This window comes from Anisomitus miae (SeqCode) (genome assembly GCF_054906395.1).
In genome coordinates this window covers 378,350-392,876 of record NZ_JBRACL010000006.1, presented here as the reverse complement: position 1 = coordinate 392,876, position 14,527 = coordinate 378,350, and the positions used below count along the sequence as shown (strand labels likewise).

Below are 14,527 nucleotides of genomic sequence, written 5' to 3'. Positions count from 1 at the left end.
TCAAGGGTGCAACCATTATCTAGTTAGTTGCGTTTCGTCACCAAGTACTGGGTAGTGCTTATAGAAGAGTTTCACGAAGGAGAATCTCCTGGAAAGAAAAAATCCCGTTTGAAGTTTGGTGAAGGGGAATCTGTGAAAACAGAAAAAGCTTCTGTTGTCAAGAAAGCAGGAAGTGCAACTTCCGTAGCATTGCACCGTGAGATCAGCAAAAATGAAGACGATAATGCGGCGGTAGAAGGTGTCCATAAGTTAGAAGAAAGCGGCGAAGGTGTTTACCGGCTGGAACAGAGAAGTGCCAGACGCAGGAAACAGAGGGCATCCAGAAAAAGAAGCAGACTTGAAAGACAGGAAGAGAAACAGACACAGGCGGCAACCCGTCAGGAGCAGAAGAAACTGAAAAAACAGATTCAGAAGCAACAGATCAAACGGGATTATGCCAAAGCGAAGCGAAGTGAACAGACAGTAGGAACAGCTACAAAAGGTACGATTGATTATATCAAGAAGATTGGCGGCAAAGTCACCAACTTCTTTAAAGAAAACCGGAAGGTGTATATCAGTGTAGCAGTTCTGATCGGATTGATGTTTCTGATCATAATGAATGTCACGTCATGCTCTGTAGTGTTTTTACAAAATGTGATCACTTATACCGGAACCAGTTATCTGTCATCGGATCAGGCAAGGAAATAAAGTATAGTGATGTAAGTAAAGAACAACAGGAGGAAATGTTCAAACAAATCTCTTCTATCGCAGTGAGGAATTATATGACATCCGCCGTAATTGTGATGCAACTTACAAGAGAGGGGAAAGTTAAAGCACAGACGGCAGTAGCAGATGATGTCTTTACTGTAACTGGTCATAAAGGTACTACGATGAGAGAATGGGCTGAATCATATTGTAATGAAAAAAATTTTTAGAATCAGAGTTAGGCACAAGTCACCACAGCCTTTTACAAATTTCAGTTTGTCGGATTGTAAAGATAGAGTCTTACGCAAGGTGAAGGAGAGAAACTTCGATCGTGTTAAGGACGAAGTGCCTTGGTCGTTCAAGGGTGCAACCATTATCTAGTTAGTTGCGTTTCGTCACCAAGTACTGGGTAGTGCTTATAGAAGAGTTTCACAAGATTAAGTAACTTCATTGTAAATCCTTTTGGGGGAAAACTAGATATTGTTATTATTAACAGACCGAGTAGAGAAATTTACTTGGTCTTTTTTGTGGTAAAAGAAAAGGAGATTTGAAATGAAACAACTGTCCATATCTTGGATTGGGCTTTGAATATTGACGAATCCACACCACATCTTCATGAAAGATACGTTTTGATGTTGTTAACCAACGATGTAAAAATATTATCAAAATAGAAGAAGAGAGATTAAAGATCAAAGGAAATTTATTAGATGGAGTTAAGAGTTACGTGTTTATAGGAAAAATGGTGTCATCACGTACTTGGGATTAGTCACCATGCAGAAATTTTTTGCAATAAAGAAATTTCAAGAATTTCTTGAAAGATACAATTTAATTGTGTTAAATTTAATTTAACACAAAAGGAGGATTTATTATGACTATATATAATTTTGAAATAAAAAAACAAAATGGTGAGGAAATCACACTTGAAGCTTTTCGTGGAAAGGTGATTTTGATTGTCAATACAGCTACTAAGTGTGGATTTACTCCACAGTATGCAGCACTTCAGAAAACGTATGAAGAATTTAGAGAACAAGGATTGGAAATTCTTGATTTCCCATGTAACCAGTTTGCAAATCAGGCACCGGGAGAAGATCAGGAAATCCACAATTTTTGTACAGGTCGTTATGGCATTACCTTTCCACAATATCATAAGATTGATGTCAATGGTGAAAATGCTATACCACTGTATAAATGGTTGACTACTAATACAAAATTTGAAGGCTTTAATGGTCCGGGAAAGTTATTACTCATACCAATTGTAAAGAGGATGGATTCAAACTACAAAAATAATGGGAATATTAAATGGAATTTTACAAAATTTCTAATAGGCAGAGATGGTAAAATTGTTGCTCGTTATGAACCGACAGAAAAAATTGATGTTATTAGAGAAAAAATTAAGGAAATCTTGTAATATGTTTAACTATGGTTATTTAACAATCAATACTTTTTCAAATAGTATTAGTTTGAATTTAGGAAAAACTGAGTAGTGTTCTCTACGAAAAACGCCTGATATATTGTTTAAATTATTTTGTTAATGTTGTTCGTGTAGCCTTATGATGTATCTTCGGATCCCAATTATACTTTCACTATTGATGAAAACCGAATTGCATTGGATTTACTCTTTACTGATTTTGGTATATTTAATTGTGCAAAATTAAAAACGGAGGATACTATGGATCAGAAATTTAATGTATTAAAACTTGGGAATCAATTGTGTTTTCCTATATATGTATGTTCAAAGGAAATTATAAAAAAATATAAGCCATTTTTGGATGATATTGGCTTAACATATACTCAATACTCAATACATTACTATGATAGCGATGTGGGAGCATGAGGAATTGTCGGTAAAGGAATTAGGAGAATACTTATTTCTTGATTCAGGTACATTGACACCGGTTCTAAAAACATTAGAGAAAAAAGGATTTCCCTTTCGAAAACGTTCGTCAAAGGACGAAAGAATTCTTGTAATAACACTTTCTGAGAGTGGCAAAGAACTGAGGGAGCAAGTCGTTGAAGTACCATTTAAAATGCAAGATTGTATTTCAATAGATGAGAAGGATGCGGTAGATCTCTATCGCATTCTTCACAAAATAATGAAAAATATCAGTTCTGATAGTAAACGGTAAACATTGAAAAATTTATTTTAAATATCCAAAAATCTATGAAAAACTCTAAAGTTTATGGTATTGAAATCGATTCCATAATAAGAAAGGTGATAGGTACATTGAAGAGAGATATAATTTACTTGGAATAATAAGAATTATCCAAAATGACCTTATTTCTTCAGGATCGAAAAAACTTGTAATAAAATTAAAAAACATAGATTTATAAGAATAATTCTTTTCATTGATTACCATTGAATTATTCTTTTTTTATCCTTAATTTTTTAACTTCTTGGAATTCTAATATCTTTATATTTGGTACTTGAGTTATAAAGTATTAAAATATAATAATAGTAAAATAGGACTTATAAATAATGATACTGTTATCATAATTAAAACCACAAATAGCATTTTCAATTCAGGGTACATTATTGCTCAAATTAAATATGGAGTTCCATGTATCTGGCATTTTCACACTAAATTTTGAAGATAGACTTAATTTATTTGTTTTTAAAATATCATAATTTTTCTTTTGGATTTTTCATTTACATAATTTGTAATTTTGCGATTTAACTGTTTATAGTTTGTATAATTTCAATAACGAGAAAAAATATATTTAAAAGATTATTTTTAAAAAATATATATAGATTTGCAACATTTTTGTATTTTTATCTGTATATAAGATAGAGCGATATGGAAGCTCAATTGAATATACGGAGGTAATTTTGTATGAATAAAAAAAGTATGGTTGCATTAATGTTAGGATTGTGTATTACGGGGTCAATAGGGATAACAGCATTTTCTAATTCTCATAATAATAGTGCATTACTAGCTGGAGTAACTAAATCTATGGTGAAAGTTGGGTATGAGTATGGGATTTGTGGAGGAGACAGTTCTACATGGAGTCCATTTGTTGATCTTGATACATTAGATAGTGTCAAGGCGATAGCAGGTTTTGATATTTTTCTACCAAACGAAATTGAAGGATATGAAAATGTTAGCTATGCTGTGATGATAGACAAATTAATTCAAGTAACTTACAGTGCAGATGAGAATCGTTACATTTGTGTTCGAAAAGGAGTGGGAAACGAAGATATTAGCGGAGATTATAACATCTATAAGGAGCAAAATACAGAGATCATAGATGGGAAAACTGTTACTTTCAAGGGTAATGATGGCATGGTGGGTCTTGCAATTTGGTCAGATAGAGATTACTCTTATTCTATAATGGTATCTGAGATTGATACAAATTTTGTTAAGACGAACATGGGTGTCTCCAAGGAGTTTATGAGTACTTTGATTAAGCAAGTTAAGTAGTTAAATAGGGAGGGATAGTTGCTAGTGGAATTCTTCTTAAGACATGTGTCGTTAAACAATGTTTATATGAAGATCGAGATATTTGCTCAAAAATGGATATATTCGTTCAAATTAGCAGTGAGCTTTCCGTTTTTAAAATCAGTTAGGGATAGATCGGTTTTAAACCAAAGGGCTGAGAGATATATGGCTGTTTATGGTAATGCAATATTGAGACTCGCTTATTCCTATATTTACAATATGGAAGATGCTGAAGATATTTTGCAAGAAACATTGATTCGTGTACTTGAGGCTAATCCTAAATTTGCAAATAATATTCATGAAAAGGTGTATGTTTTAAGAACAGCTTCTAACATATCCAAAAATCGAATTGATTATAACAAACGTAGAGAAACGGATGAGCTTAATAATGAGCTTATTGCAGAAGGATATAAAGATCTTTCTTATACTTGGGAGGCTGTTAAAAGTCTTCCTATTACATATAGGGATGTAATTCATTTATTTTATTATGAGGGATATAAAGTTTCTGATATTTCAAAAATCCTTTGCCGAAAAGAATCAACAATTAGATCGGATTTGAAGCGAGCAAGGGAACGTTTAAAGGTTTTGTTGAAGGAGGAATACGATTTTGAGTAAATATGATAAAATTATGGATCGTGTAAACCTTACAGATGAAATGCAAAATCGAATTATCTCTAGTATTGATTCTCACTTTTCAAAAAAACATAAAACATGTAGTAAATATAGGCGATTTCCCAAATTTGTAATATTAGCTGCGACAGTAATGGTTATTTGTGTAGTGGGTTTGCGAAATAGTCAAAATGGTATAATTATTCCCAATGATGATATTTCGGATAGGGTTGAAAGTATATATGGCAGGCGGGAATATGAATCTCATTTTCAATTAGAAGAGGCAGCAGGATTTTATGTACCAGAATTAAGATCTGTTCCATTTAAAATTTTGGATACATTATATGCTATAATTGGTAAAGACCTTGCAGAAATAAGATACATTGGAGATAAAGATCAGGATGTGTTGATATTTCGTAAATCAATTGGGCTAGAGGAAAATTCTGGAGATTATAATTATTATTCTATGGTAGAAGATGTGCAAATTGACAATATCACAATAACACAAAAAGGCTATGAGGATTTGATTTTCTTAGCATATTGGTTTGATGGTAAATATTTCTATTCAATTGGAATTTCCTCAGGGTGTAGCAGAGAGGTAATGGAAAAATTAATTCTAGAAGCAATGGAAAAATGAATCAGATAAAATACAAAAAGTGAAAATGAAAAAATAGATTATGACGAGTTTAGAATTTGAATTTCAAATTTTGAAAGATTAACATTGGATTAGGAGGGATTTTATAATAGGTACATATTTAAATGTTTTGATTACTGCTGGTGGTACTAGTGAACTCATTGATGATGTTAGAAAAATTACAAATATAGGAACTGGAAAACTCGGAAGTTTAATTGCTGATGAGTTTTCTATGGTATCTCGAGTCAATCGGATTTTGTATATTTGTGCAAAGGGTTCTGTCCATCCATTATCTAAAAAGATTACATGTATTGAAATAGAAAGTGTTGCTGAGCTTTATGACAAGATAATCAAAATTGTAAAAGAGTATTCCATACATGTAGTTATACACAGTATGGCTGTCAGCGATTATATAGTTAAATCGATATCTACTATTGAAGGATTAGCATCTTTCTTAGAAAGTCATGCTACTGGTATTAATAATTTAAAAGAGGTTATAGAATGTGGGATGAATGAAACTAATTTGAGAAATGGATCAAGAAAATTATCTTCTCAAATGGATTCACCTTTAATTCTATTAAAATCAGCACCTAAGATACTTCCATTGTTTAGAGAGGTACTTCCAGAGGCTGTTATCGTTGGATTTAAATTATTAAGTCATGTGTGCAAAGATGAATTGTTTAATACTGCACATCGTTTACTTATTAAAAATAGATGCGATTTCGTAATTGCAAACGATTCTTCGGAGATTGATGGTGATAATCATCGTGGATATTTAATTGATTCAAAAAGGAATGTCCAAAAATTTCAAACTAAATATGAGATAGCAAATGGAATTGTGACAAAGATATTAAAAGGAGAAACGGAGTAATGAAAAATATAATACTTGGTATTACAGGAAGTGTAGCTGCTTATAAGGCAGGAGATATTGCAAATATGTTAACCAAGGATGGTAATAGTGTTCATGTCATCATGACAAAGTCGGCAGAAGAATTTATAACTCCTCTCACACTTCAGACCTTAACTAAGAATAAAGTTTATACCGATATGTTCGAGCAATATACTACATCTAAAGTAGAACATATATCCCTAGCACAGAGGGCACATCTTATTCTTATAGCTCCTGCGACAGCAAATTTTATTGCTAAAGCTGCTATGGGAATATCAGATGATATGTTAACCACAGTCTTACTTGCAGTTCGAAATATTCCAATTCTTGTAGCTCCTGCTATGAATACTGCCATGTATAATAATCCCATTACACAAAGAAACATAAATACATTATCAGAATTTGGTTTTCAATTTATAGAACCTCGTGTATCTAAGCTCGCCTGTGGAGATTTAGGAAAAGGAGCTTTGGCAGATACAGATTTAATTATAGCTAGAGTCAGAGAAGCATTGTATCAATGAATGATTATATGATTTTGGAATTTGTGATTTTTCGTTAAAGTATTTTGATAGAAAATTTTTGAATAACTTGACGACCACTAAGAGGTTTGTTAGAATATGTAGTATGCTATACTTTGGAATGGAGATGTTTTCTTTGTGTAAAAAACATATAGGTTATCTTATCAAGAGCATAAATATCAAACTTAAAGTTAAAGCAGATGTGGATTTGAAACGATATAATTTAACTTTAACGCAATGTCGTGTATTGGCTTTTTTAAATAAAAAGTGTGGTCAAGCTACGCAAAAGGAAATTGAAGTATTTCTAGAGGTATCTCATCCGACTATAGTAGGGATAATATCGAGGATGGAGCAGAAAGGATATGTTACAAGTTGGATAGATGGAAATGATAAACGAAATAAAAATGTTAAACTCACTAAACAAGCTGAAATTTTAAAAAAGGATATGGAGCAAAGTATAATATCCAATGAACAAAGAATGTTAAAGTCGTTGTCTGATGAGGACGTAAATAGATTGAGAGAAATGCTGTTTGTGATTTCTAAAAATCTTGAATGAGTCAATTGGTGACATGATGGTTTGTTTATTTGTAAAGTGTAGCATGCTATAAATAAAGGAGGAATTACATGTTAAAGACAATTGGTCGGAGCTTGCGAGAAAACAAAAGAGGTTCGATTTTTACCATTACTTTGTCTATACTTGAGGTTGTTTTTGAAATTATAATACCTCTTCTTATGGCAGATTTAATTGATAAAGGTATTTACTTCGGTAATATGAATATTGTATGGAAATATGGAGTTATGATTTTAATATTTGCGGCGTTCCAACTTATTACTGGCGTACTTTCGGCACATGTTGCTGCTAGAGCAGCTGTAGGGCTTTCTGCTAACTTAAGACAAGATATGTACGATAATATTCAAACATTTGCTTTTTCAAACATAGATAAATTTTCAACAGCTTCCATTGTAACACGTTTGACAACTGACATAACGAATATTCAAAATTCATACCAAATGTTACTTCGTATGGCGACTCGGTTTCCTTTTATGCTCATATTTTCAATGATAGTATCGTTTCATATAAGTAAAGAAGTTTCTCTAATTTTCTTAATCGTTATTCCTATCATAGCATTAGTACTTTTCCTAATTATTAAGAAAGTACTTCCGATTTTTAAAAGAGTTTTCCGCACTTATGACGATTTGAATAATGTTGTACAAGAAAATGTTAGGGGGATAAGAGTTGTAAAATCCTTCAATCGTGAAGATTATGAAATTAATAAATTTAAAGAAATATCAAAAGGTATCTACAATGATTTTACAACGGCAGAAAGACTAATTTCTTTTAACTCACCTATTATGCAATTCTTTATGTATGCTTGTATGATACTCATTTCTTGGATTGGAGCAAAAGCAATTGTAGCAAGTGGAAATAGCTCTGTTTTCGGAATGACGACGGGAGATTTAACAGCTTTGTTTACATATGCAACTCAAATTCTTACAAGTTTAATGATGCTAGCAATGGTTTTTGCCATGATAACAATCTCAATTGCTTCTGCACGACGTATTGCTGAGATATTGGAAGAGCAGACTGATATTGCAAATCCTTCTAATCCTGAAATGAAAGTAAAAGATGGCTCAATTCATTTTGAAAATGTAGATTTTGTTTATGCTTCTAAAGCTGATAAAAAAGTACTGGATAATATTAATATTTCTATATCTTCAGGTGAAACTATTGGTATCATAGGAGGAACGGGATCTTCAAAATCAAGTCTTGTTCAATTGATTCCACGTCTTTATGATGTGACTTCGGGGCGACTTATGCTTGGAGGAATTGATGTTAGACAATATGATCTTGATACTCTTAGAAATTCTGTTGCGATGGTATTGCAGAAGAATGAATTATTCTCTGGAACAATTAAAGAGAACTTACGTTGGGGAAATGAAGATGCTACTGATGAAGAGATAACTCATGTTTGTAAACTTGCTTGTGCAGATGAATTTATACAAAGTTTTCCTGACAAGTATGATACTTATATTGAACAAGGTGGAACCAATGTTTCTGGAGGTCAGAAACAGAGACTTTGTATTGCTCGTGCTTTATTAAAGAAACCAAAGGTTTTGATATTAGATGATTCTACAAGTGCTGTAGATACAAAGACTGATGCTTCTATTCAAAAATCTTTTGCTGAATACATTCCGGATATTACAAAAATTATTATTGCTCAACGTGTAAGTTCTGTTCAACATGCAGATCAAATTATGGTATTAGATGATGGCAAAGTGGTTTCTGTCGGTAATCATGAAAAGCTTTTGGAGAATTGTAGTATCTATCAAGAAATATATGAATCGCAGAGGAAAGGAGATTCAGACGATGAGTAATAGAGAAAAAATGAATTCCAAAGAATCCCTTAAAGGTATGCCACCTGTAGCTCGTTTCGATATGAAATCTCTTAAAAGGCTAATGTCTTATATGAGAGTTTATAAAATACAGTTAGTTTTGGTTGTAGTTTGTATATTGTTGAGTGCTATTGCCTCTGCTGTTTCTGCTTTATTCTTGCAATTGTTAATTGATGATTACATCGTACCGTTAATTGGAGTGGTTAGTCCTTCATTTACAAAACTGCTAAAAGCATTAAGCATAGTGGGCGTTGTTTATTTGATAGGGGTGCTTTCGACTTTATTCTATAACCATGCAATGGTTACGATAGCTCAGGGTACACTGAAAAAGATTCGTGATGATATGTTTGAAAGAATGCAAGGTCTTCCTATTAGAACATTTGATACACGGACACACGGAGATATTATGAGTCTTTATACCAATGATACGGATACCTTGCGTCAGATGATTGCTCAATCAATGGCACAGCTTGTATCTTCATTATTTACTATTATTGCAGTTTTTATTAGCATGTTATATATAAGTATTTGGCTAACAGTGGTTGTTGTTATTTCCATGTATTTAATTTTGAAAATTGTGAAAATGATAGCAAGTAAAATTGGTGTATTCTTTGTAATGCAGCAAAAGAATCTTGCTGATGTAAATGGATATGTTGAGGAAATGGTAAATGGACAAAGAGTCATAAAGGTTTTTTGTCATGAAGAAAAGACAAAGGAGCAATTGCGTGAAAAGAATAAAGCCTGGGCGAAAAGTGCGTCAAATGCAAATGGATATGCCAATTCTATAATGCCATTAATGAATGGGTTTGGGTACTTACAGTATATTGTTATAGCTGTTGTTGGAGCATTTATGGCAATTTCAGAAGTGACAAATATTGGACTTGCAGGAACTGGAACAATAACACTTGGTATGATAGCTTCATTTCTTACTCTTTCTAGAAACTTTACAAATCCTATTTCTCAAATATCAAATCAGTTCAATGCCATCGTTACGGCACTTGCAGGAGCTTCTCGTATATTTGCGTTTATGGACGAATCGTCTGAGGTAGATGAGGGATATGTAACACTTGTTAATGCTAGAGAGGAAAATGGCGTTATACATGAGGTTAAAGAAAGAACGGGAATGTTTGCATGGAAACATCCACATCATGATGGAACAGTTACTTATACAAAGCTTGAGGGAAATGTAGTTTTTGAAAATGTGGATTTTGGATATGTTCCAGAGAAGCAAGTATTGTATGATGTTTCTTTATATGCTGAGCCTGGACAAAAGATTGCTTTTGTTGGAGCAACGGGAGCAGGAAAAACTACAATTACAAATCTCATTAACCGTTTTTATGATATCTCTGATGGGAAAATACGATACGATGGTATAAATATTTATAAAATTAAAAAAGCCGATCTTCGGCGTTCTCTTGGCATAGTTTTACAAGAGGTAAATCTATTTACAGGAACTGTTATGGAGAATTTAAGATATGGAAATCCTGATGCAACTGATGAAGATTGTATTGCTGCTGCAAAGCTTGCAAACGCTGATGGATTTATTCGTATGCTTCCAAAAGGATATAATACCGTATTGAAAGGTGATGGAAGTGGATTATCGCAAGGACAAAGGCAGCTTATCTCTATTGCACGTGCCGCTGTATCAAATCCACCTGTTATGATTTTAGACGAAGCAACTTCTTCTATAGACACTCGTACTGAATCATTAGTACAAGATGGTATGGATAAATTGATGAAAGGCAGAACTGTTTTTGTAATTGCACATAGGCTTTCAACCGTTAAGAACTCTGATGTAATTATGGTACTTGATCGTGGAAAAATCATTGAACGAGGAAACCATGATAAGCTTATAGCTCAAAAAGGAACATACTACAAACTTTATACAGGTGCTTTCGAGTTGGAGTGATTTTAATGTTTCAAATTATTTTACTGGAATATACGTACCAAGATATTCCAGTATTTTGTGTGCGTATTTAGCAAAAACCTTACTGTCATTTTGCAATCCATGTCCTGAGTGTTCACATAAATAATAATCATGTGGAACGTTATTATCTTGAAGTGCTTTGAGAAGTCTTTAAGATGATTCGTAAGGTTGGATTTTATCATGTTTTCCATATATCATAAGAGTAGGAATAGTATTTTCATCAATCCAAAGTAGTGCAGAAATATCTTTTATTTCTTCGTCGTATTCAGGTGTTCCGAACTCTGATTCAATTTTCTTTCCCGCCATTGTACTAAACAGAGTTTTTGCACTTTCATAATTTTTATCAAGTCCATAATATTTCCAGTCTTCTGGATAAAATGATGATGGTCCAACCGCTTCAAAAACCATCTTTATGGGAACAGGAGAAGTCTGAGCATCTCTATAGGCATATAGTAAAGCGAGACATCCACCAGTTGATCCTCCTGATATTGCCATTTCATCAATATGGTATCCGAGGTTTTTGGCAGCCGATATAACGTGAGGTATGCTTTCTTTGATTTCTATCGACTGAGAATAAACATTCGCATTTGGATATTTTTCACTGCGTAAAGTATAATTTATGCCAGCTGCCACATAGCCTTTCGAGTATATCCATTTTAATATTTCTGAGTCATCCGATTTATCTCCACTTGTAAAACCTCCCGCATGAAGATATACAATTAAACCGTAAGTATCTCTTGAATTATCTGCTGGTACGTAAAGATCAAATTTATTAAATATACCTTCTCCATAGGTAAGATCTTCATGTACGGTACCAATTTTATCGCTCCAATCAACTGAAAATTCTTTACTTAGGGGATTATAATTTAATTTGAGAACAATAGATGTTATAAAAGATACGATGAATGCAAAAATATAAATAAATATCCACATAAAGCTTTTTCCTTTTATCACAAAAAGTCACCACCGAAAAGTGTTCCACCTAAAAGGGCATTCATAAAAGCTCTCACTGTAAGCCTTCCCAAAATAAATGCTATGATGACAATTATGAATAACGTAATTATACGTTTTTGTGAAAGTGATATCATTATTTTTTCAATCTTTTCTATCAGTTTGATTAATTTTAAATTTTTTATATAGCGAGTTGAAACGTTTTTATAAGATTGTATTTTTAAAACCAATTGATGTCAACTAGGAGAAATAAAACGAAACAAATATTAAAATATATATCAATAAAGTAAGAGATACGTATGTGATAGAACAGATTATAAACGCATGTATCATTACTAAGGGAAAATCCTTTAGAGGATATTTTTATTAGTGAGTTATGCAATGAGGCAGGTTTGGAAAGGACATCCCTTTATCGTAATTTCAAAATCGAGTGAGACATTTTAAGGATGTATAGATGTATATTGGAAGATTATTTTCAAAAATGATAAAAAGGTGAATCCTAAATTGGGAATTCACCTTTTCATTGTAGAGATTTTCTATGTGGAGTTATTCAAAATCAAATATAAGATACACGAACTTTCTTAAAACATTTCTCTAATAAGTTGCTCTGGAGTTTTGATATTTTCAACACCGATCAAATCAGACAATGCTGAGCTAGCAACTTCGGCCCAACCATTTACGAATCCAAGCTGAAACATCACAGGATCCCACATCTGAGATTCCTTTGGTATACCTAAGCCATCTAAGTGTTTTGTATATTCTTCAATTGTAGTTTCTACATATTCTACCTTTTTACCAGATACTTTAGTCAAAATATCTGCGATATCTTTGAAAGAATATGTTTTTGGCGAAGTTATTTCATAAATTTTATTATCATGACCTTCGCTAGTTAAAACAGCAGCAGCAGCTTTTGCCATATCGTCACGAGGAATAAAGTTGACTTTTACTCCTTTTGAAAGAGAATACAATTTCCCATCATTGACTGCACGTTTCATATCACGTGGTATGAACAAGAAGTCAGTATAAAATGTATTTCGCAAAACTGTATATGTAATGCCAGTAGATTTGATTACGTACTCTGTAGCAAGATGGACATTTTCCATTCCAAATGTTGATTTTTCCGGAAACGCTAATCCTGTGTAGACAATGTGTTTAATTCCTGCTCTTCGTGCAGCATCTATCACAACAATATGATCTTGAATACGTTTAAAATTGTCTTGACCAAGACCTGAGATAAACAAAAGCTTTTCGGCATCTTTGAAAACAGAAGGTCCGAAGTTATCTGATTGATAATCACCGTAACTTAGTTCTAAACCTTTCCCTTTTAAGGATGAGGCTTTTTCTTCATTTCTATAAATAGCAACGATATCACTAGGTTGTACACCTTTGTTCAAAAGATGCTCTATTGCCCTTCCACCATAATTCCCAGTAGCACCGAGCACAGCAATTTTACTCATAAATATAATTCACTCCCTTAACTATCTACGATGGTTGGATTGTATCATAAAAAAATGGGATAAACAAGTATTGCGTTTTGAAGGTTGGTGATATTAGAAGTTGTATTCATTAGAATTTTTACAATTGTAATTGTACAAAAACAAATCCAGTAAAAGCCATAAACACCTAGGGACTATTATAAATAATCCAACGGTCAGACACAATTCCCGATAGATGTGATGGGATGATGGAAGATGTATGGTAGAAGGTGTTTGGAAGATACGTGGAAGGACAAGCATCAAACTTTCAACTAACAAGGTATTGAATGGGAATATATCAGGGAAGGAGTATGAGGTAAAACAAGGAACTAATACTAATACTGCTGGTATAACTAATGATAATTTAAAAGCAATATTTGCAGGTACAGGAGAAGAGTTATTGAAATTAGGGGAGGGGACGTTTGAATTCAAGTTAACACACGCTGCTCAAGGAGATGCAGTAACGATTGAATTATTTGACAATTCAGAGTTTAATGGAGGAAAGAAATATTTATTAGATAGTTTCACATTAGATACTCCTAAAGCTGATGAGACATTTGAGTTAAGAGGAATAACGTTAAATTTAAAGGACTTGGATTCAAAGATAGATACAGGAAAGAGTGGAGGGTTTACCTTCAGCAATGAAGTTAAGGTAGAAGAAGAAGGTATAAGATTACAAGTAGGAGCGAATAGGGAGCAAATGATAGGATTGAGTGTGGGGAACATGAGGAGCAGGGAGTTAGGGCTAGGAGGAATAGATGTGATAGGAGTAGGGAATGCGGAGGAAGCGATAGAGAGGATAGATGAAAGTATGTTTGATGAATATGTCAATGGTATTTAAGGAAATGCAATAGTTTGTTAATGATTATTGCGTTTTTTTGATAGAATATTCATAATTAACAAATTTAGAATTAGGAATAGAAATATTTAACTGAAGGTTATTGTCATAATGATTTCTTATTGTTTGGATAATTATGAAAATATTAAATTGTGTATTGATAGTAGGGGT

The 14,527-nt window shown here is 32.9% G+C and carries 17 protein-coding genes; 15 read left to right on the top strand and 2 right to left on the bottom strand.

Annotation, left to right across the window (positions count from 1 at the left end; all coding sequences use genetic code 11):
* Positions 1–27 precede the first annotated feature (27 nt).
* The 14 genes from AALI31_RS04655 (at position 28) to AALI31_RS04590 (ending at position 11,074) form a co-directional block, all read left to right on the top strand.
* Positions 28–687 carry a hypothetical protein gene (locus AALI31_RS04655; protein ID WP_489885355.1) on the top strand — a complete coding sequence of 220 codons (660 nt, stop codon included), beginning with the start codon at positions 28–30 and terminating at the stop codon, positions 685–687.
* A gap of 35 nt (positions 688–722) precedes the next feature.
* On the top strand, positions 723–914 hold the full coding sequence (locus AALI31_RS04650; RefSeq protein ID WP_489885354.1) for a hypothetical protein: 192 nt from the start codon (positions 723–725) through the stop codon (positions 912–914).
* On the top strand, positions 898–1,065 hold the full coding sequence (locus AALI31_RS04645) for a hypothetical protein (protein ID WP_489885353.1): 168 nt from the start codon (positions 898–900) through the stop codon (positions 1,063–1,065). Before AALI31_RS04650 ends, AALI31_RS04645 begins: the two co-directional genes overlap by 17 nt.
* Positions 1,066–1,552: 487 nt before the next feature.
* A complete protein-coding gene (locus tag AALI31_RS04640) occupies positions 1,553–2,092 on the top strand; it encodes a glutathione peroxidase (protein ID WP_489885352.1) in 540 nt (179 codons plus the stop codon).
* A gap of 261 nt (positions 2,093–2,353) precedes the next feature.
* On the top strand, positions 2,354–2,518 hold the full coding sequence (locus AALI31_RS04635) for a hypothetical protein (protein ID WP_489885351.1): 165 nt from the start codon (positions 2,354–2,356) through the stop codon (positions 2,516–2,518).
* A 4-nt stretch (positions 2,519–2,522) separates the two neighbouring features.
* Positions 2,523–2,810 (top strand): MarR family winged helix-turn-helix transcriptional regulator, encoded by a 288-nt coding sequence (locus AALI31_RS04630; RefSeq protein WP_489885350.1) that lies wholly within the window; start codon positions 2,523–2,525, stop codon positions 2,808–2,810.
* Positions 2,811–3,515: 705 nt separating this feature from the next.
* Positions 3,516–4,103 carry a hypothetical protein gene (locus AALI31_RS04625; RefSeq protein WP_489885349.1) on the top strand — a complete coding sequence of 196 codons (588 nt, stop codon included), beginning with the start codon at positions 3,516–3,518 and terminating at the stop codon, positions 4,101–4,103.
* 24 nt (positions 4,104–4,127) lie between these two features.
* Positions 4,128–4,736, top strand: a complete 609-nt coding sequence (locus AALI31_RS04620; protein ID WP_489885348.1) for an RNA polymerase sigma factor — start codon at positions 4,128–4,130, stop codon at positions 4,734–4,736.
* Complete coding sequence (locus AALI31_RS04615) at positions 4,729–5,367, top strand: hypothetical protein (protein ID WP_489885347.1); 639 nt, start codon at positions 4,729–4,731, stop codon at positions 5,365–5,367. Before AALI31_RS04620 ends, AALI31_RS04615 begins: the two co-directional genes overlap by 8 nt.
* Positions 5,368–5,494: 127 nt before the next feature.
* The gene (locus tag AALI31_RS04610) at positions 5,495–6,235 is read left to right on the top strand and encodes a phosphopantothenoylcysteine decarboxylase domain-containing protein (RefSeq protein WP_489885346.1); all 741 of its coding nucleotides are present in this window, start codon (positions 5,495–5,497) and stop codon (positions 6,233–6,235) included.
* Entirely contained in the window at positions 6,235–6,774 is a 540-nt protein-coding gene (locus AALI31_RS04605; RefSeq protein ID WP_489885345.1) for a flavoprotein, read from the top strand. Before AALI31_RS04610 ends, AALI31_RS04605 begins: the two co-directional genes overlap by 1 nt.
* 58 nt (positions 6,775–6,832) lie before the next feature.
* Complete coding sequence (locus AALI31_RS04600) at positions 6,833–7,327, top strand: MarR family winged helix-turn-helix transcriptional regulator (RefSeq protein WP_489885344.1); 495 nt, start codon at positions 6,833–6,835, stop codon at positions 7,325–7,327.
* Positions 7,328–7,395: 68 nt separating this feature from the next.
* Positions 7,396–9,147: an ABC transporter ATP-binding protein gene (locus tag AALI31_RS04595; protein ID WP_489885343.1), complete on the top strand. Its 1,752-nt coding sequence runs from the start codon at positions 7,396–7,398 to the stop codon at positions 9,145–9,147.
* Positions 9,140–11,074, top strand: coding sequence for an ABC transporter ATP-binding protein (locus tag AALI31_RS04590; protein ID WP_489885342.1), 1,935 nt, complete (start codon positions 9,140–9,142; stop codon positions 11,072–11,074). Before AALI31_RS04595 ends, AALI31_RS04590 begins: the two co-directional genes overlap by 8 nt.
* Before the next feature lie 168 nt (positions 11,075–11,242).
* On the opposite strand, the gene AALI31_RS04585 is transcribed toward AALI31_RS04590, so the two are convergent.
* Together AALI31_RS04585 and AALI31_RS04580 are read right to left on the bottom strand one after the other, a co-directional pair.
* A complete protein-coding gene (locus AALI31_RS04585) occupies positions 11,243–12,025 on the bottom strand; it encodes an alpha/beta hydrolase (protein ID WP_489885341.1) in 783 nt (260 codons plus the stop codon).
* Between the two features lie 599 nt (positions 12,026–12,624).
* Positions 12,625–13,500 (bottom strand): SDR family oxidoreductase, encoded by an 876-nt coding sequence (locus tag AALI31_RS04580; protein ID WP_489885340.1) that lies wholly within the window; start codon positions 13,498–13,500, stop codon positions 12,625–12,627.
* A 238-nt stretch (positions 13,501–13,738) separates the two neighbouring features.
* Between AALI31_RS04580 and AALI31_RS04575 the strand changes: the two genes are divergently transcribed.
* Complete coding sequence (locus AALI31_RS04575) at positions 13,739–14,359, top strand: hypothetical protein (RefSeq protein ID WP_489885339.1); 621 nt, start codon at positions 13,739–13,741, stop codon at positions 14,357–14,359.
* The last annotated feature ends 168 nt before the right edge of the window (positions 14,360–14,527 follow it).

Bases quoted from the DNA above. Each gene is read 5' to 3' on its own strand.
- AALI31_RS04650 (WP_489885354.1), top strand. From the start codon at position 723: ATGTTCAAACAAATCTCTTCTATCGCAGTGAGGAATTATATGACATCC.
- AALI31_RS04645 (WP_489885353.1), top strand. From the start codon at position 898: ATGAAAAAAATTTTTAGAATCAGAGTTAGGCACAAGTCACCACAGCCT.
- AALI31_RS04640 (WP_489885352.1), top strand. From the start codon at position 1,553: ATGACTATATATAATTTTGAAATAAAAAAACAAAATGGTGAGGAAATC.
- AALI31_RS04635 (WP_489885351.1), top strand. From the start codon at position 2,354: ATGGATCAGAAATTTAATGTATTAAAACTTGGGAATCAATTGTGTTTT.
- AALI31_RS04625 (WP_489885349.1), top strand. From the start codon at position 3,516: ATGAATAAAAAAAGTATGGTTGCATTAATGTTAGGATTGTGTATTACG.
- AALI31_RS04605 (WP_489885345.1), top strand. From the start codon at position 6,235: ATGAAAAATATAATACTTGGTATTACAGGAAGTGTAGCTGCTTATAAG.
- AALI31_RS04595 (WP_489885343.1), top strand. From the start codon at position 7,396: ATGTTAAAGACAATTGGTCGGAGCTTGCGAGAAAACAAAAGAGGTTCG.
- AALI31_RS04590 (WP_489885342.1), top strand. From the start codon at position 9,140: ATGAGTAATAGAGAAAAAATGAATTCCAAAGAATCCCTTAAAGGTATG.
- AALI31_RS04585 (WP_489885341.1), bottom strand. From the start codon at position 12,025: ATGTGGATATTTATTTATATTTTTGCATTCATCGTATCTTTTATAACA.
- AALI31_RS04580 (WP_489885340.1), bottom strand. From the start codon at position 13,500: ATGAGTAAAATTGCTGTGCTCGGTGCTACTGGGAATTATGGTGGAAGG.
- AALI31_RS04575 (WP_489885339.1), top strand. From the start codon at position 13,739: ATGGTAGAAGGTGTTTGGAAGATACGTGGAAGGACAAGCATCAAACTT.